The organism is Mesorhizobium sp. P2_E9 (genome assembly GCF_056403815.1).
On record NZ_JBFUET010000004.1, the window covers coordinates 110576 to 127886 of the forward strand.

The following is a 17311-nucleotide window of genomic DNA, read 5'->3' on the forward strand; positions in this document are numbered from 1 at the left end:
GAGCCAGGCTCGGGAACCGGTTCAAGCCGTTGGTTCCAGGGTCCGTCTGCTTTCGGCAAATTCGCTTCTCAGCCAGTCTGCGAAAGCCGCGGCTGGTTCGGAAAGATCCTTCAAGCTCCTGGCCACCAACCAGTAGGCGCCGGACGCAACGTCGATGTCGAACGGCTTGATCAACGCGCCGGCTGCGACTTCCCCACCGATTTGCAGGAGGTCGCCCAGCGCCACGCCATGTCCGAGCAGGGCGGCCTGTTTCGACAGCGAGGCGTCGGCTAGCATCGGGCCGCGGGCGGGCACGGCATCCGCCGGCACGCCGGCCGCTTCGAACCAGCGTGCCCATCCCTGGCGATTTTCCTCGTGCAAAAGTGTGTAGCGGGCAAGGTCGATCGGCTTCTCAAGGGCAGGGCCCGAGGCGAGCAGTGCTGGCGACAGAACCGGTGAATCGACGGTCGAGGCAAGCCGCTCGGCCTGACTGCGAGGCCAAGAGATGGCATGGGCGCTGAAGCGCAGGGCAAGCTCAGGCTGATCGCTGCGGAATTCGATCAGCCTGGGGTCGACTTCGAGCGAGACGTCGATGTCGGGCCGCAATTGGCGAAACCGGTTGAGCCGGGGCACCAGCCACACGGAAGCAAGCGACGGCTCGACGCTGACCCGAACCACTGACTGCGCGGGGACAGCGACCAATTCCGAAAGCAGTTTGTCGATGTCATCGAAACTCCTGACCAATTGGGGGAGCAACCGGCGGCCCGCATCCGTCAGTTCGACGCGGCGGTGGTGACGTTCGAACAAGGGCTGGCGCAGGAAGGTTTCGAGCTCGCGGATCTGCCGGCTGATCGCCGCCTGCGAGACGAAAAGCTCTTCGGCGGCCCGGCTAAAGCTCAGATGCCGGCCCGCTGCCTCAAAACTCCTCAAAGCCGTCAATGGCAGGCGTCCGCGCTTCATTTCGCATAATCCAAGGTTATCCGAAGTGGAAATTATACTCGTTTGAAGGCCAAGGCCAGCGGCGGTCTAATCGCGTCAAAGGAGACCGACCATGATCCAGTTCCTGAGCATCTTTGGCGATGTCATGCGGATCGCAACGTTTCAATGGCGTGACGAAAGGCATCATGCAAAGTGCAGCGAGGAGCCGGCCAGCCCCGGCCGCTGGGCGCCTCCGGTTGACAGGCAGCCATGTCGCCGCTCCCGCCCATGACAGCACGGCGGATAGGGGTCGGGGTTGCGTTCTCCTGACAAAGCTCACATCTATCGCGAGACAGAACGCGATACGGAGACCGCGGTGCACGACCCGCATGGGCATGCCCATACTGCCAGACCGCCGGTGCGCGGCCGCAACTGGCCCGGCCCGTGGCGCAAGACGCCTGGCCGTCTCCTCGGCACGTCGTTCGTGCGCCTTTACCAGCTGACGCTGTCCGGCTTTGTCGGCAATTCCTGCCGGCATTTGCCGACCTGTTCGGAATACGCGCATGAGGCGATCGCCCGCCATGGCCTGTGGGCCGGCGGCTGGATGGGATTTTTCCGCGTGCTGCGCTGCGGACCCTTCGGCACGCATGGCATCGACCTGGTGCCGGAAGTACTGGCCGATCGCTATGTCTGGTTCATGCCGTGGCGGTACTGGCGGATCGGCCGCAAGCACGCCGAAACGAAGGCATGATTGCGCCGCTCACGTCTCGGGCGGCAGTGCGCGTTTACGATCCGGTAGGGTTAACGCAAGCCTGCACAAAGACTGCGCATTTGAGACAAAATCGAGACAAGAGACCTCGCTAAGCCCGCTCGCGAACACCCCCTTCTGGAGCGAGCATCAATGCGTAACATCGACCGTCTTCCCTTTATCCTGGCTGGAGTCCTGTTCCTGCTCGCCTGGTTGCTGGGGTTCCCGATGCGCGCGCAATCGGCGCCGCTTGGAGATGTGCAGTGCACGCTGATCGCCGATGCGACGAGCGGCAAGACGCTCTATCAGGACGGCACCTGCGACCAGCGGTTCAGCCCGGCCTCGACGTTCAAGGTCCCGCTCTCGCTGATCGGCTATGATGCCGGGATCCTGAGCGACGAGCACACGCCGAGCTGGGATTACAAACCCGAATTCAATGCGGTTAAGCGGGATCAGAAGACCGTCGATCCGGTGATCTGGGAACGCGATTCGATTATCTGGTATTCCCGCGAGATCACGCGCCGGCTCGGTGGTGAAAAGTTTTCCGGCTATGTCTCGAAACTCGACTACGGCAACAACGACGTCTCCGGCAATCCCGGCAAGGATGACGGCCTGACCCATTCCTGGGTGAATTCCTCGCTCAAGATCACGCCGGTCGAGCAGGTCGATTTCCTGCGCAAGCTGCTGGCCCGCAAGCTGCCGGTCTCGGCCAAGGCCTACGACATGACGTCAGCCATCATCCCGACATTCAAGGCCGGAGGCTGGACGGTGCAAGGCAAGACCGGCAGCACAAGGCTGGCCAACGATACCGACAAGATCAGGGACACGCGCTCGCTCGGCTGGTTCGTCGGCTGGGCGAAAAAGGATGGTCAGCAGATCGTCTTCGCCCGTCTTATCGTCGATACAAAGCGCACCGATGTGCCGAAAGGCTGGAGCACACGCTCCGGATTTCTGAAGGACCTGCCGCTGCTGATGAAATAATCTGGTCAGGCGGTTCGGCGGGCGCGGATGATGTGGCCGCCGGAATTGCTCGTCATTCCCCTCGGTGCTCCGGAAAAACGGGCGGCAATATCGCCGCTCTCGATATCTTCGATCTCGTCGAAGCCGAGCTCGGTCAGGGATTCCGCCAGGTCGGCTGGAACAAAAAAGCTGATCCATGGCTCTCCGACTGCCGCGACGCGCGCGGCATGGAAGGCGAGGGCCGCCTGTCCCGCCGCATCGCGGTTCTCAGCCGGTTCGCTGTAGTCGAACACGACCTCCGAGCCGGGGATGCCGGCAATCCAGGACAGCGTTTTAAAGATCGCTTCTTTCGTCAGGTAGGGCACGACCCCCAGCCACATGAAGAAGCTGGGCTCGGTCGACCGCAAACCGGCCGCAGCCAGTTCCGTAGGCAGGCTTTGCCGCTCGAAATCGACTGGCACGAATGTCGTGGCGGGTGGCTCGGCAAGCCCGCTATCGGCAATGCATTTGCGTTTCCAGGCTTGCGTCGCCGGGTGGTCGACTTCGAATATCCTGAGATCCGGATACGGATTGCGCAGCGAGAACGTATCGAGGCCGGCGCCAAGCACGACGAGCTGCCGGATGCCGCGATGGACCGCCGCCGCCAGCCAGTCCTCGGCGAAGCGGGCGCGCGCGGTGACGAACAGGCGCATGCGCCGGCGGCGCTCGTCTTCCTGCTCGAGCTCCTGTGCCGTGGGCGCAGCTTCACCCAGAATCGCGATCGCGTAGGGATCGCGAAACAGCCCTGCCTGCGGTGAAAACTGATGCAGGGCTCTCATGCGTGCGACGCCAAGGGCGGTTCGGCTGGGTGTTGCGTGTTCCATATCGACAATTCCAGACGATTGCGGCGATGTTCGCAAGCCCGGGCGACGGACCTGCGACATCTCTGGCGACATTTCCTGACGGCCAGGCCAATCAGCGCTCTTTACCTGACGCGGCACTGCCTCTAAAACCCGCCCGCTTGCCGGACGCATCCGGCCCCCCACGACCACCCGCGCTCGTTTGCGGGACTGGATAGGAGATACAAATGCTGAATTCCGTTTCCCTGACATTTCCCGATGGTTCCGTCCGCGACTACGACGCGGCGATGACCGGTTCTGGCCTTGCCGAATCGATCTCGAAGTCGCTGGCCAAGAAGGCCGTCGCCTACGCCATCGATGGCACCGTGCGCGATCTCTCCGACCCGCTCGGCAAGTCCGGCAAGGTCGAGATCATCACCCGCGACAACGCGCGCGCTCTTGAGCTTATCCGTCACGACACCGCGCATGTGCTGGCGGAAGCCGTGCAGGAGATATGGCCGGGAACGCAGGTGACCATCGGGCCGGTGATCGAGAACGGATTCTATTACGACTTCGCCCGCAACGAGCCGTTCACCCCAGACGATTTTCCAGTGATCGAGAAGAAGATGCGCGAGATCATTGCGCGCAACAAGCCGTTCACCAAGGAGGTCTGGTCGCGCGACAGGGCGAAAAAGGTGTTCGCCGACAAGGGGGAGCGCTACAAGCTCGAGCTGATCGACGCCATTCCCGAGGACCAGGATCTCAAGATCTATGCGCAGGGCGACTGGTTCGATCTCTGCCGTGGCCCGCACATGGCCTCGACCGGCCAGATCGGCAACGCCTTCAAGCTGATGAAGGTGGCCGGCGCCTATTGGCGCGGCGATTCCAACAACCCGATGCTGACGCGCATCTACGGCACGGCCTGGGCCGACCAGGCGCAGCTCGACGCCTACCAGACGATGCTGGAGGAGGCCGAGAAACGCGATCACCGCAAGGTCGGCCGCGAAATGGACCTGTTCCATTTCCAGGAAGAGGGACCGGGCGTCGTCTTCTGGCACGCCAAGGGCTGGAAGATGTTCCAGAACCTGGTCAACTACATGCGCCGCCGTCTCGACGAGCAGGGCTACCAGGAGGTCAACGCGCCTCAGGTTCTGGACAAGAGCCTGTGGGAAACGTCGGGCCATTGGGGCTGGTATCGCGATGCCATGTTCAAGGTGACGGTTGCCGGCGACGACACCGACGATGACCGCGTCTTCGCGCTCAAGCCGATGAACTGCCCGGGCCATGTGCAGATTTTCAAGCATGGGTTGAAGTCCTATCGCGATCTGCCCGTAAAACTTGCAGAATTTGGCAATGTGCATCGCTACGAGCCGTCGGGTGCGCTGCATGGGCTGATGCGCGTGCGCGGCTTCACGCAGGACGATGCGCATATCTTCTGCACCGAGGAGCAGCTCGCGGCGGAATGCCTGCGCATCAACGATTTGATCCTGTCGACCTATGCCGATTTCGGTTTTGAAGAGGTCAGCGTCAAGCTGTCGACACGGCCTGACAAGCGCGTCGGCACCGACGAGGCGTGGGATCATGCCGAGGCGATCATGGGCAATGTCCTGGAGACGATCAGGACGCGGTCAGGCAACCGGATCAAGACCTCGATCAATCCGGGCGAGGGCGCCTTTTATGGGCCGAAGTTCGAATATGTGCTGAAGGATGCCATCGGCCGCGAATGGCAATGCGGTACGACGCAGGTCGACTTCAACCTGCCGGAACGCTTTGGCGCCTTCTATATCGGCTCGGATTCGGAGAAGAAGCAGCCTGTCATGGTGCATCGCGCCATCTGCGGTTCGATGGAACGTTTCCTCGGCATCCTGATCGAGAACTATTCCGGCCATTTCCCGCTGTGGTTCGCGCCGCTGCAGGTGGTGGTGGCGACGATCACCTCCGAGGCGGACGGCTATGCGACCGAAGTGGTGGCAAAGCTGAAGGCTGCCGGGCTTCTGGCGGAAGCCGATCTGCGCAACGAGAAGATCAACTACAAGGTCCGTGAGCACTCGCTGGCCAAGGTGCCGGTCATCCTCGTCTGCGGCAAACGCGAGGCGGAGGAACAGACGGTCAATATGCGCCGGCTTGGCTCGCGCGACCAGGAATCGCTTGGCCTTGCCGAGGCGATCGCGCAGCTGACCGAGGAAGCGGTGACGCCGGACCGCAGGCGCAAACGCGCTGCCTGATCCGCATAGCCCCAGGAATGGCGGTGGAGCGATCCACCGCCATCTTCATATCCCTGTCACGCCGATCTTGTAACGAATCGCTATGCTCAAGCTGAAATTGCGCGAAAAACCATTTCCCGAACTTTCCTACGCCAATCCGCACCAACCGGTGCTAACGCGCTGGGTCATCCATTCCATTGAAGGCCTGTCGGGGCGCGACCGTTATGCCGCGCTCTATGATTTCTGGCGCCGCCAGGTGGTGCCATCAGGCGAGCGTGTGTTCAGCCGCATGCTCGACCTGATCGACGTGCGGATACGCACCGCCGACCAATGGCCGCCCGCGCCATTGCCGGACACACCGCTGGTGATCGTGGCCAACCATCCGTTCGGCATCGGCGACGGCATCGCGGTGCTGTCGCTGGTGGAGCAGCTCCGGCGGCCGTTCCGGGTGATGATCCACAAGGATCTGCTCAAGATCCGCGAGATGGAGCCCTATTCGCTGCCAATCGACTTTTCCGAGACCAAGGACGCGCTGAAGAACAACATGGCCGTGCGCCATGAGGCGGTGCGTCTACTCAGGGAAGGCGTCACCATCGTGGTGTTCCCCGCCGGTGGCGTCGCCACCGCGCCGAAGGGCTTCGGCCGGGCACGCGACCTGCCATGGAAGATGTTTCCGGCACGCCTGGTCCAGGATGCCAAGGCGTCCGTCATTCCGATGCATTTTTCCGGACAGAATGGCAGGCTGTTCCATCTGATCAGCGGGCCGATGAACATGGCCGAACGCGACGGCCGCGTGGCCAAATTCGTCGGCAAAGCCTCGCTGACGCTGCGCCTTTCGATGCTCATCCACGAATTCGCGCGGCTGTCCGGGAAGGCGATCGACGTGCGCGTCGGCGATGTGCTGAGCTGGAGCGAACTGGAGCCGCTGCGCGACCGCAAGGCATTGCTCGACCGGCTTTACCGTGGTGTGTTCGACCTGGAGCCGCAGCTGCCGCGCCGTCGCATTCCTTTCCTGCCGGCACGAACAAAGCTGGCAGCCTGAAGGCTAATCCGCGCCTTCTTCAGGATCCATCGCCGCCGCTTCGGTCGCCAGAACCTCGATTTCCTGGTTCTGTCCGGCCACGACCGTGAAATCCTTCTGGTAGATGCGGTCGCGGTTCTTGGCGATGATGGTGTAGTCGCCTTCGGCAAGCACCATCGAGGCAAAGGCGCCGACGGTCTCCTTGATCGGATCACCGGATTCGTTGAGCAGCGACCACGACGTGTCGGCGATGGCCTCGCCGCCGGTCTCGCGCACCAGTTTCATGGTGATCTCGGCGGCGTGATGCTCGACGGTGGCTTCGGTCAGCTTGCCGGCCTCGACGCGGATGTCGGAGCGGATGACCGCGTTGACCGCGCCGTAGGTCGAAACGACGTGGTAGATGCCGGCATTGAGCCGCACGACACTGTTGGGCTCTACATCGGGAATGATCAGCGCGCGGTCGCCATTGGCCTCGGCGGTGCCCTCATAGATCGAGAAGCGCAGTTTTTTCGGCGGAATGCGCACGCCGCCGGACAGAACGGCGTCGAGTTTCAGGCCGCCGGCGTCGAGCACGAGGCTTTCCCGCTTGGCTTCCTTGCCGACAGTGATGCGCTTGGTGGCACCGGCGCGGCCATAGGAGGCATGGACGAGGTAGCTGCCGGGTTCGAGCTGGAAGACGGCGCTGCCGCCATGCGCGGAGGCAACCATCGGCAATTTGCCGTTGACGGCTTCCGGTTTGAAGACACGCCAGACGAGGCCGCGGGTGATGTCGGTGCCTTTGTCGGTCAGCTGGGCCGACAAGGTGATGGCGCCACCGCCGCCAAGCGCCAGCGGGGTTTCGCTCTTCGGCGTCGCATAGCTCGAAATTCCGGGAAGTTTAAGGTCGCTGACGCCGTCCTTTTCCTGCGCAGCAGCCATGGAGGCCGGCAGCAGGAACAGTGCGGCGCAGAGCCAGACCAGGAAAAGACGCAGTCGCCCCTCAAACATGCCTTGCGTTGAAGCCCATGGCGGTGGCAATTTCAAGGCTTAAGAGTCCAATCGAAGACTCTTCAGCCCGGCGCTTGCGCGCCTTTGCCCGAGCCGCCCGAATTCCCGATGGTGCGCTTCAGCTCAAAACAGGGTGTTTCAGGAGACTTGCGCCCATGGCGTCGCCGATCATCGACTTCCTGCTGACCCGAAATTCAGCGCCGATTCCCGACCTCAAGGAGCCGGCGCCGAGCGACGCCGATATCGCAACGATGATCGCCGCCGCCACGCGCGTGCCCGACCACGGCCGGCTCGAGCCGTGGCGCTTCATCCTCTATCGCGGTGATGTCCGCATTGAGATCGGCAGACAACTGGCGGCGCTTGCCGAACAGCGGGAAGGGCCGCTACCCGAGGGCCGCCGCAACCAGGAACTGGCGCGTTTTTCGCGCGCGCCGCTGGTGATCGGCGTGGTGTCGGTGCCGAAAGAGAATCCCAAGATCCCGCAATGGGAAATGTTCCTGTCGGGCGGCATGGCGGCGATGAACCTGATGATTGCAGCCAATGCGCTAGGCTATGGCACCAACATGATCAGCAACTGGTATTCCGACGTGCCGGAGGGCAGGGCGACCCTCGGACTGGCGCCGCAGGAGCGTGTCGTCGGTTTCGTTCACATCGGCTCTTATGCCGGCCCGGCGCCGGAACGGCCACGGCCCGATCCGGCAAAGCTCTATGCCGATTACGCAGGGCCCTGGGCGGGCTGAAATGTTCTACGAGCCGTCCAAGGGGCACGGGCTGCCGCATGATCCGTCGAAGGCAATCGTGGCGCCGCGCCCGATCGGCTGGATATCGACATTGAACGGGGCAGGCGAGATCAATCTGGCGCCATACTCCTTCTTCAACGCCGTTTCGACACGGCCGTTCATCGTCTGGTTTTCTTCGGAGGGCGAGAAGGACAGCGCCTCCTTCGCCCAGGAGACCGGCGAGTTCGTTGCCAATCTGGTCGGCCGCGATCTTGTGGAGAAGATGAATTACACCTCCGTCAATGCGCCGCGCGGCGTCAACGAGTTCGTCTATGCAGATCTCGCCATGGCACCATCGCGTCTCGTCAGGCCGCCGCGCGTGGCGGCAGCGCCTGCCGCGCTCGAATGCCGTGTGACGGAGGTGTTTCGCCCAAAGGCGCTGGACGGAATGCCGACCAGCGCCGTCGTCGTCGCCGGCGAAGTGGTCGGCGTCCACATCGACGATGCCTTCTTGAAAGACGGCCTGTTCGATATCACCAAGGCAGGCAATGTCGCTCGTCTCGGCTATATGGACTATGCCAGCGTCAGTGACGTCTTTTCGATGCGCCGGCCACGCTGGGGCAAGGAGTAGGCTCCAGATTCGGCAGATCACCCCAGCTTGTCAGCTTTTGCGTCGCGCCGTCATGACGGTTCTGATATAGCCGGGCTCTCCGATCCGGATGCTTCCATCGGGGAGGCCGAGGATGCGGTCGAGAGCGATCTCGTAGAGCCTGACGCGTTTTTCCAGCACTTTGATCGCAATCTCCATATCGGCGTCGCTGCCGCCGGTAATCGCCTTGGCGACGACGTCATGCGTGGCCAAGCCGAACTGCATGACAATGTCGGCGACACCTTCCGGGTCGAAGGTCCTGAAGGTTCCGTCTTCGACGCCTTGCCGGATGATCTTGACCAGCAGGGGGGAAAACGACGCGCTAGCCGCCAGGTTGATGCGATGGAAAAGCACCAGATTTTCGGGCCGGAACATCGTCTCGAAAAGAGCCCAGGCCTCCGCTGCGGTCTCGATCTTGGCCTGCCGCGACTGGCTGAGCAGGCCATTCAGGCGGCCAAGCGGGTCGAGGCCGGGGTCGTCCAGTATCTCCTGGACCCCAGCCAGTGCTTGTCTGGCGAAGCGGTCGGCCAAGGCTTCGAGCAGTGCCTCCTTGGAGGCGAAGTAGTGATAGAAGGCGCCCTTGGAGATGCCGGCGGAGGCAATCACCTCGTTGAGGCTCGCCCTGTCATAGCCCTGCGTCAGAAACAGGGCCTGGGCATGGTCCAGGATGTCTTCTCGTCTGATCTCTGGATGCTTGATGACACGGGGCATGACGAACCTTCTGCACGCGATGGCCGTTCCCGTCCAGCACGGGATATAGGATCATCCGCTTGAACTATAGACCACTGGTCGGTATGATAGACCATTGGTCTGTTTCGGCCAATGCCGCGGGGGGCATACCGTGGAAGGTCGATCATGATCGCGAAAATGGTTCTTCAGACATTCATCTGGTTCGGCGTCATGGGCACCTTGCTCTTCGTGTCGGCCGGCACGCTGCACTGGTCGGGAGCCTGGATCTATCTGGTGGTCATGGTGGGGCTCAGTCTTACCCTCGGCATGGCGCTGGCTCGGCGGGACCCCGGCCTGATGAATGAGCGACTGAGTTCTCCCATCCAGAAGAAGCAGACCCCTGCCGACAAGGTGCTGCTGTCCATACTTCTCATCGCCATCTTTGGCTGGCAGGTCTTCATGGGGCTGGACGTCCGTTTCGGCTGGTCGATGGTTCCCGTCTGGGCGCAGGTGGTCGGCGCGCTGGTCCTGCTGGTCGGCATCTGGATCTGCTACCTGACCATGCTGGAGAACAGTTTCGCGGCACCGGTGGTGAAGATCCAGGACGAGCGCGGACAGCGCGTGATCAGCACGGGGCCCTACAGCTATGTCCGCCATCCGATGTATGCCGGCACCATCCTCTTCTTCGCCGGCACGGCACTCCTGCTTGGCTCCTGGTGGGGACTGGTATTGGTGCTCGTGTTCGTGGTTCTCCTGGCCATTCGCACCTTCATCGAAGAGAAAACGCTTCGTACCGGCCTGCGCGGCTATGACGATTACGCGGCTGAGGTTCGCTACCGCCTGATCCCGATGGTCTGGTAGCGGCCAGGCGAAATGGCTAGCGCCTCGCGCGGTTCGCCATCGCCGCAGATTCCTTAGCTGTGAACACGCGAATAGCGATTCCCCTTCATCCAAACACAGGCTAAGAGAGCGACTTCGGCGTTGCGTTGGCGCATCGACCTTGGGGATAGTGCGGGGGCACCGGCGACATGAAGAAACGAGACTCGCTGGGAACCCGGCTGCGCTACGGCTTCGACAAGAGCATGGCCGCCGGCCCGATCGCGCTGATTGGCTGGCTCGCTGTTGTTTCCCTGCTGATCATCATCGCCGCCGCGGCTTTCCTTGCGGCGACCCGCATCGCACCGGAGGGCGGCGAGCCGCTGAACTTTTTCGAAGCGTTCTGGGAATCGCTGATGCGCACGCTCGATTCCGGCACGATGGGCGGCGACACCGGCTGGGCCTTCCGCCTCGTCATGCTGGTCGTCACGCTTGCCGGCATCTTCGTCGTTTCGGCTCTCATCGGCGTGCTCAGCGCCGGCGTCGATGGCAAGCTCGATGAATTGCGCAAGGGCCGTTCACGGGTGCTGGAGGCCGATCACACCATCATCCTCAACTGGTCGCCGTCGATCTTCGACGTCATCTCCGAACTCGTCATCGCCAATGCCAGCCGCCGCCGTCCGCGCATCGTCGTCATGGCCAATATGGACAAGGTCGCGATGGAGGACGAGATCGCGGCCAAGGTCGGCAAACTGGGCAATACGCGCATCATCTGCCGCAGCGGCGACCCGACCGATCTCTATGACCTGGCGATCGTCAATCCGCAGAGCTCGCGGTCGGTCATCGTCTTGTCGCCGGACGGCGACGATCCGGATTCGCAGGTCATCAAGACAGTGCTGGCGCTGGTCAACGATCCGAACCGGCGCACCGACCCCTACAACATCGCCGCCGAGATCCGCGATGGCAAGAATGCCGAGGTTGCCCGCGTCGTCGGCGGGACCGAGGTGCAACTCGTGCTGGCTGACCAGCTGATCTCGCGCATCGTCGTGCATTCGAGCCGGCAATCCGGCCTCAGCGGTGTCTATTCAGAGCTGCTCGATTTCGACGGCTGCGAAATCTACACGACCGAGCAGCCTGATCTCACCGGCAAGACCTTTGGCGAGGCCGTGATGGCGTATGAGCACTGCGCGCTGATCGGGCTTTGCGACCAAAAGGGGCGCGTCAATCTCAACCCGTCGTCGGAGCTGGTGATCGGTGGGGATATGCGCGCCATTGTCATCGCCGAGGACGATGCGGCGATTAAGCTCGGAAGCACGGGGATCAAGATCGATGCGGCGGCGATCCGCGGGCCACGGTCCGTCGAGGCGAAGCCGGAGCGCACGCTGATCCTCGGCTGGAACCGGCGCGGCCCGATCATCACCTATGAACTGTCGCGCTACGTCGCGCCTGGTTCGATCCTGACCATCGCCGCCGACACACCTGGCCTCGAGCAGGAAGTTGCCGGATTGCCGGTTGCCGGCGACAATCTGTCCGTTACCTGCCGCATCACCGACACCTCGAGCAGCAAAGCACTGGAAAGCCTGGACGTGCCTTCCTACGACCATGTGCTCGTCCTCGGCTACAGCGAAACCATGGCAGCGCAACCGGCCGATACGCGCACGCTGGTGACGCTGCTGCATCTGCGCAAGATCGCCGATGATGCCGGCCTGCACATCTCCATCGTCAGCGAGATGATCGACGTGCGCAACCGGGAGCTTGCGGCAGTGACCAAGGCCGATGATTTCGTCGTCAGCAACCGGCTGGTCAGCCTGATGTTGGCTCAGGCGTCCGAGAACCAGCACCTGGCCGCGATCTTCGATGACCTGCTCGACGAGCAGGGTTCTGAAATCTACATGCGTGCGGTCGCCGACTATGTCGCCATCGACCAGCCATTGACCTTCTGGACAATCGCGGAATCGGCGCGGCTGCGTGGCGAGATCGCCATAGGATATCGGCGCATCCGCGCCGGAGACACCGATCAGCGGGCACTGGGCGGCGTCACCGTCAATCCGCTGAAGTCGGAAGCGTTGGCCTACCTGCCGGAAGACCGTATCATCGTGCTGGCACGGGATTAGGCGGAAATCCCAGCTGCTCTCGCACGCGCCAGAAGCCGTTCGGCCAGCCGCAGATGCGGGCGGTCGAACATCTTGCCGTCGATGCCGACGACGCCGGGATTCCCGGCCGCCTCGAACGCCGCGACGATTGCCGCCGACTGTTTCACGGCCTCGGCCGAAGGCGTGAAGGCGGCGTTGATGACCGGTACCTGATCAGGGTGGATCGCCATCTTGCCAGTGAAGCCGTCGCGCTCGGCCTCCGCGCATTCCGCGGCGAAGGCCGCCATGTCGCGAAAGTTCGGGAACACGGTGTCGATCGCCGCGACCTCCGCCCCACCGGCGGCGAGGATGGTCGTCAGGCGAGCGTGGCGGAACACGTCGGTGTAGCGGCCGTTCTCGTCGCGGGCAGAGCGCGCGCCAATCGCCGCCGAGAGGTCTTCCGCGCCCCAGGTGAGACCGGCCAGCCGTGCGCTCGCGCCGGCATAGGTCGCGGCGGCGAGCACACCCGCCGGCGTTTCGGTGATGATCGGCAGGATTTTGATCGCACCGTCGGGCAAGCCGTTCTCGGCCTCGCGAACCCTGAGCTTTGCCGAGAGCTGTTGGACGTCCTGGCCGCTGTTGGACTTGGGCAGCATGATGCCATCCGGCTTTGCCGGAACGAGCGCGGCAAGATCGTCGTCCGTCAGCCCGGTCGAGAGGTCGTTGACCCTGATGTAGATCGCCGAGTTGGTTTGCCCCCTGCGTTCGACGATAAAGCGTGCCGCGATCGCGCGCGCCAGCACCTTGTTCTGCGGCGCCACGGAATCCTCGAGATCGACGATGACCACGTCGGCGCCGGCGCCAAAACCCTTCTCCAGCTTGCGCTCGGAATCACCGGGGACGAACAGCAGCGAGCGCATCAGGCGACCTTCTTCAGCATCATCGCTTGCCTTGTGCATTTGGCGACGAGATCGCCATGCTGGTTGTAGGCACGGTGTTCGAATTCGACGATGCCGCGATCGGGCTTCGATTTGGACTCGCGCACCGAGACGACTGTGGTCTCGACGCGGATGGTGTCGCCGTGGAAGACCGGATGCGGAAACACGGTTTCCTTCATGCCGAGATTGGCGACGGTCGTGCCGACCGTGATGTCGTTGACCGAAATGCCGATCATCAACCCGAGCGTGAACAGCGAGTTGACCAGCGGCTTGCCCCATTCGCTCTTGGCGGCGAAATCGAAGTCGATATGCAGCGGTTGCGGGTTCAGCGTCATCACCGAAAACAGCATGTTGTCACTCTCGGTGACGGTCTTGCGCAGCGTGTGCTGGAAGACATGGCCGACGACAAACTCCTCGAGATATAGCCCGGCCATTTCTGGTCTCCTGCGCTGATTGACGGTTGATAGGCGCTGCATCCAGCGCTCGCAAGCCAGTTAATGAACATGGTGAACCGTTCGTAAACCATTTCTGCCTACCGTCTCCAGCGGGGCCGGAAACCTTCCGGCAAGGGGCGTAAGCAGACGGGCATGGTTGTTGTTTCGCATTTCCTGAAGTGGATCTACACGGCAAGGGTGTCCGAGCGCGCCGCCGCGGCTAATGCGCTGGCCCGGGCCTATGTCAATTCCGAATTGCCGTTCGAGGACCGCTGCGCCGCCGAAGCGGCGCTGACGCTGCTGCTCGACGATGCCTCGTCGAAAGTGCGGCTGGCGATGGCCGAAGCGCTCTCGATGAGCCACCACGCGCCGCTGCAGATCATCAGTGCACTGGCCTCGGACCAGCCGGAAGTCGCCGGTGTCGTGCTGGCGCGCTCGCCGCTGCTCACCGATGCCGACCTGATCAACCGCGTGGCGTCGAGCCAGAAGGCAACGCAGAAGCTGATCGCCGACCGTCCGCTTGTCTCGATGGCACTGTCGGCCGCCATCGCCGAGATCGGCGAGGCGGAAGCCTGCGCCGTGCTGCTGGCCAATAGCGGTGCCGACATTGCTTCGCTGAGCTTCCGCCGTATGGCCGAACGCCATGGGCATTTGCCGCTGGTGCGCGAGGCATTGATATCGGATATCAGGCTGCCTGCCGACTGCCGGCACATGCTCCTTATCAAGCTCGGTGAGACATTGAAGACATCGCCGCTGGTCATGGCATTGATGGGCGCCGCACGGGCCGACCGCGTCATGCGCGATGCTTGCGTCAAGGCCTCGGTGACGCTGATCGAGGGCACGCGCCAGGAAGAACATTCGGCGCTGATCGAGCATCTCAGGCTGCGCGGCGATCTCACCGCAAGCTTCCTCATCCGCACCATCGCGCATGGCAAGGTCGATTTCTTTGGCTCCACGCTGGTCGCGCTCAGCCAGCAATCCGAGCCGCGGGTAAGGACGCTGCTCGCCGGCGGGCACGATGTCGCCTTGCAGGCGCTGTTCCGCAGCGCCGGCTTGGCTGCTGCCACCCATGCCATCATCCTGCGCGCGCTGAAAATCTGGCGCGAGGTCGCCAATGGCAAGCGCGTCGCCGGCGTGCAGGAAGTCAGTTGGCTGATGCTGAAAGAGGTGGGCGGGCAATCCGCCGAAGGCGATCTTGCCGCCCTGATCAAGTCGATCCATCTCGATGCGCTGCGCGAGAACGCGCGTGGGCACGCGCTGGCGATCGCGGCGGCTTAGCCCTTATCCCTCGCGAAAAAATCCGGAAAATCTTCTATCGCGGCGGCGACAATGCGCAATGACGCCGCGATCTGCAGCATGTCGCCGGAGGCGTTTCGCTGGGCGATGGTCGTCGCATATTGGCGAGCGACGGCGACGGTCGCTGTCTGCGGGTCGCCAGGGGCGCGGAAGAGCAGTTCGCGTGCCAATCCCCTCAGGAAATTGGCGATCGAAAGCGCGGTTTCGGACGGAACGGCATGCGCCTGTTGCGCCTCGCGCAGCCGCAGGATCTCCAGGCCGACCGTGACGGCGGCGACGCCGCCACCCAGGACCGCATCGCCCTTCCTGCCGGAATTCTGCACCAGTGGCATTAGCTGGTTGATGCGGTCATAGGCGAGGCTCTCGAAGGCCGAACGCTTCGGCACGCGCTCGTGCAGGCAAAGCCGCGCCAGATCCTCGCGCATGGCGCGCACGATCCGGTTTGCCGCCAGCCACGGATCGGCGGGTAACACGACAATGAAGACGCCGATCGCCAGCAGGATACCAACCAGCACCGACGCCGAGCCGGCGAAGAATGGGCCAGGATCGTAGGTCATCGCCTGATGCGGGCTGAGGAACGCAAGGAAGTTGATGGCGAAGGCCGTGGCCACGCCGACATAGCGCGGATTGGCCATGCCCAGCGCCGTTGGCACCAGGATCGGCACGACAAACAAGACGAACCAGCCGAAGCCGGGCAGGGCAGGCATCGCGATCTGGCCGACCAGAAAGGCAAAGGGCAAAGCCAGAAGCGTTCCCTTGAAGAAGCCCCAGGACACCTGCACCGGATCGGGGCGAGCGGCGAAAAGGCTGGATACCACGGCAACGAGAATGACCGTGCCCGCCGCCTCGGACCATTTCGTCGTCAACCAGAAGGCCGCGACCAGCAAGGTGGCAAGCGCAGCGCGCACCGCATTGCGCGATGCGCCGGGGTAATCGCGGTGGACCACCAAAGCAGGCTGCCTGCTGCCGCGGATCGGGCGCGTGACGGGTGCGCGCAAGGCGTCGAGACCACGCAGCACCTGCTTGAAAGCCTCGGCGAAATCGGCGGCGATGGTGAGACGGGTGATGGTGCCGACCCTGTCGTCACCTTGGTCGACCGAGACATCGGGAATTTGCCGAGCCTTGACCGAGATCGCGTCGAGCCGTGTCACCCAGGGGGCCGTATCGTCCAGTGCGACGGGCTTTGCTGCCAATTCGGTGACAAGGGCGTGCAATTCCGAACGCACCGGGATAAGCGCGGCGTTTTTCGGAGCGGCGTGCGAATGCAGCGCCCGCGCCGCTGACAGGGCCGAGAGCAATTGTCCAATGGTGCGCCGCACCGGGTGGGCACGCGGCGCGAAGCTCGGCGCTTCCAGCCTGGCATAAGCGCGCATTTCGCCCAGTGTCTGGGTGTCCGCGACGAGTTTACGATGCAGTGTGGAAAGCGTCGCTGCATCACCTCCGGAGAAGGCGCCTGCGGCATAGGTGGCCAGGTCGAGAATGCAGCGTTTCAGCCGCGAGATGATGGCGTCGCTGGCCAGTTTTGGCAGGATCAGCCGGCTGGTCAGCCCGGCGCAGACAATGCCGAGCACGATCTCCGCACAGCGCGCGACCGCGAGGTCGACGACGAGGTGTGGTTGTCCGAAGGCCGGCAGGCCGATGATCATCGCGGTGTAGCCGGCAAGGGCGGCACCATACGCTTCGGGATTGCGCAGCAGTGACGAGACAAAGGTGCAAATGCCGATCCAGACGGCAAGCACGGTCACCAGCACCCATGGGTTGGTGCCGAACACCGTGGTGATGCCGATCGCCGCGACGCCGCCGGCCAGAGTGCCGAGCAACCGGTAGAAGCCCTTCGCCAGCACCATGCCAGCGACGGGCTGGGCAACGATGAACACCGTCATCATCGCCCATTGCGGGTGGTCGAGCTTCAGCGCGTAGGCGGCCAGCAGCGCGATCAGGCCGGCCGAAACGGTGCGCAGGGCGAAAATCCAGTCCGAGCGCGTCGGCTGTGTCAGCCCGGCCAAGCTCGTCTCGAAATAGGCTTTCAGCCGTGCCCAGGTCACATTGCTTATCTCCGCAAGCTGAGCCTGTTATGGACCGG

Annotated in this window: 16 protein-coding genes; 9 read left to right on the plus strand and 7 right to left on the minus strand. The window is 63.1% G+C overall.

Annotated elements, in window-relative coordinates; translation table 11 throughout:
* Positions 1-21: 21 nt before the first annotated feature.
* A complete protein-coding gene (locus AC1D05_RS08950; RefSeq protein WP_477440138.1) occupies positions 22-939 on the minus strand; it encodes a LysR substrate-binding domain-containing protein in 918 nt (305 codons plus the stop codon).
* A 334-nt stretch (positions 940-1273) separates the two neighbouring features.
* Between AC1D05_RS08950 and yidD the strand changes: the two genes are divergently transcribed.
* Together yidD and blaOXA are read left to right on the plus strand one after the other, a co-directional pair.
* Entirely contained in the window at positions 1274-1648 is a 375-nt protein-coding gene (gene yidD / locus AC1D05_RS08955) for a membrane protein insertion efficiency factor YidD (RefSeq protein WP_477440569.1), read from the plus strand.
* A 150-nt stretch (positions 1649-1798) separates the two neighbouring features.
* Positions 1799-2626: a class D beta-lactamase gene (blaOXA, locus tag AC1D05_RS08960; protein WP_477440140.1), complete on the plus strand. Its 828-nt coding sequence runs from the start codon at positions 1799-1801 to the stop codon at positions 2624-2626.
* Positions 2627-2631: 5 nt separating this feature from the next.
* Here blaOXA and AC1D05_RS08965 read toward each other — a convergent pair whose 3' ends face one another.
* Positions 2632-3468 (minus strand): SAM-dependent methyltransferase, encoded by an 837-nt coding sequence (locus tag AC1D05_RS08965; protein ID WP_477440571.1) that lies wholly within the window; start codon positions 3466-3468, stop codon positions 2632-2634.
* 203 nt (positions 3469-3671) lie between these two features.
* Here AC1D05_RS08965 and thrS point away from each other — a divergent pair, with 203 nt between their 5' ends.
* Together thrS and AC1D05_RS08975 are read left to right on the plus strand one after the other, a co-directional pair.
* Positions 3672-5648 (plus strand): threonine--tRNA ligase, encoded by a 1977-nt coding sequence (gene thrS / locus AC1D05_RS08970; RefSeq protein WP_477440142.1) that lies wholly within the window; start codon positions 3672-3674, stop codon positions 5646-5648.
* Between the two features lie 82 nt (positions 5649-5730).
* Positions 5731-6669 carry a lysophospholipid acyltransferase family protein gene (locus tag AC1D05_RS08975; protein ID WP_477440144.1) on the plus strand — a complete coding sequence of 313 codons (939 nt, stop codon included), beginning with the start codon at positions 5731-5733 and terminating at the stop codon, positions 6667-6669.
* Positions 6670-6672: 3 nt separating this feature from the next.
* Here the strand turns inward: AC1D05_RS08975 and AC1D05_RS08980 are convergent, their stop codons facing one another.
* Complete coding sequence (locus tag AC1D05_RS08980) at positions 6673-7635, minus strand: hypothetical protein (protein ID WP_477440146.1); 963 nt, start codon at positions 7633-7635, stop codon at positions 6673-6675.
* Positions 7636-7790: 155 nt separating this feature from the next.
* Between AC1D05_RS08980 and AC1D05_RS08985 the strand changes: the two genes are divergently transcribed.
* Positions 7791-8375, plus strand: a complete 585-nt coding sequence (locus tag AC1D05_RS08985) for a nitroreductase family protein (protein ID WP_477440148.1) — start codon at positions 7791-7793, stop codon at positions 8373-8375.
* A 1-nt stretch (position 8376) separates the two neighbouring features.
* Positions 8377-8985 carry a flavin reductase family protein gene (locus AC1D05_RS08990; RefSeq protein WP_477440150.1) on the plus strand — a complete coding sequence of 203 codons (609 nt, stop codon included), beginning with the start codon at positions 8377-8379 and terminating at the stop codon, positions 8983-8985.
* A gap of 30 nt (positions 8986-9015) precedes the next feature.
* Here the strand turns inward: AC1D05_RS08990 and AC1D05_RS08995 are convergent, their stop codons facing one another.
* Complete coding sequence (locus AC1D05_RS08995) at positions 9016-9714, minus strand: TetR/AcrR family transcriptional regulator (protein WP_477440152.1); 699 nt, start codon at positions 9712-9714, stop codon at positions 9016-9018.
* 144 nt (positions 9715-9858) lie between these two features.
* Here AC1D05_RS08995 and AC1D05_RS09000 point away from each other — a divergent pair, with 144 nt between their 5' ends.
* Positions 9859-10533, plus strand: coding sequence for a methyltransferase family protein (locus tag AC1D05_RS09000; RefSeq protein WP_477440154.1), 675 nt, complete (start codon positions 9859-9861; stop codon positions 10531-10533).
* 167 nt (positions 10534-10700) lie between these two features.
* On the plus strand, positions 10701-12602 hold the full coding sequence (locus AC1D05_RS09005) for a CASTOR/POLLUX-related putative ion channel (protein WP_477440156.1): 1902 nt from the start codon (positions 10701-10703) through the stop codon (positions 12600-12602).
* Here AC1D05_RS09005 and AC1D05_RS09010 read toward each other — a convergent pair.
* Both AC1D05_RS09010 and AC1D05_RS09015 read right to left on the minus strand, forming a co-directional pair.
* Entirely contained in the window at positions 12599-13480 is an 882-nt protein-coding gene (locus AC1D05_RS09010) for an HpcH/HpaI aldolase/citrate lyase family protein (RefSeq protein ID WP_477440158.1), read from the minus strand. The two genes, AC1D05_RS09005 and AC1D05_RS09010, sit on opposite strands and share 4 nt — an antisense overlap.
* Complete coding sequence (locus AC1D05_RS09015; protein ID WP_477440160.1) at positions 13480-13974, minus strand: MaoC family dehydratase; 495 nt, start codon at positions 13972-13974, stop codon at positions 13480-13482. Before AC1D05_RS09015 ends, AC1D05_RS09010 begins: the two co-directional genes overlap by 1 nt.
* Before the next feature lie 111 nt (positions 13975-14085).
* Here AC1D05_RS09015 and AC1D05_RS09020 point away from each other — a divergent pair, with 111 nt between their 5' ends.
* The gene (locus AC1D05_RS09020) at positions 14086-15210 is read left to right on the plus strand and encodes a DUF2336 domain-containing protein (protein WP_477440162.1); all 1125 of its coding nucleotides are present in this window, start codon (positions 14086-14088) and stop codon (positions 15208-15210) included.
* On the opposite strand, the gene AC1D05_RS09025 is transcribed toward AC1D05_RS09020, so the two are convergent.
* On the minus strand, positions 15207-17273 hold the full coding sequence (locus AC1D05_RS09025) for an FUSC family protein (protein WP_477440164.1): 2067 nt from the start codon (positions 17271-17273) through the stop codon (positions 15207-15209). The genes AC1D05_RS09020 and AC1D05_RS09025 overlap by 4 nt on opposite strands.
* Positions 17274-17311 lie beyond the last annotated feature (38 nt).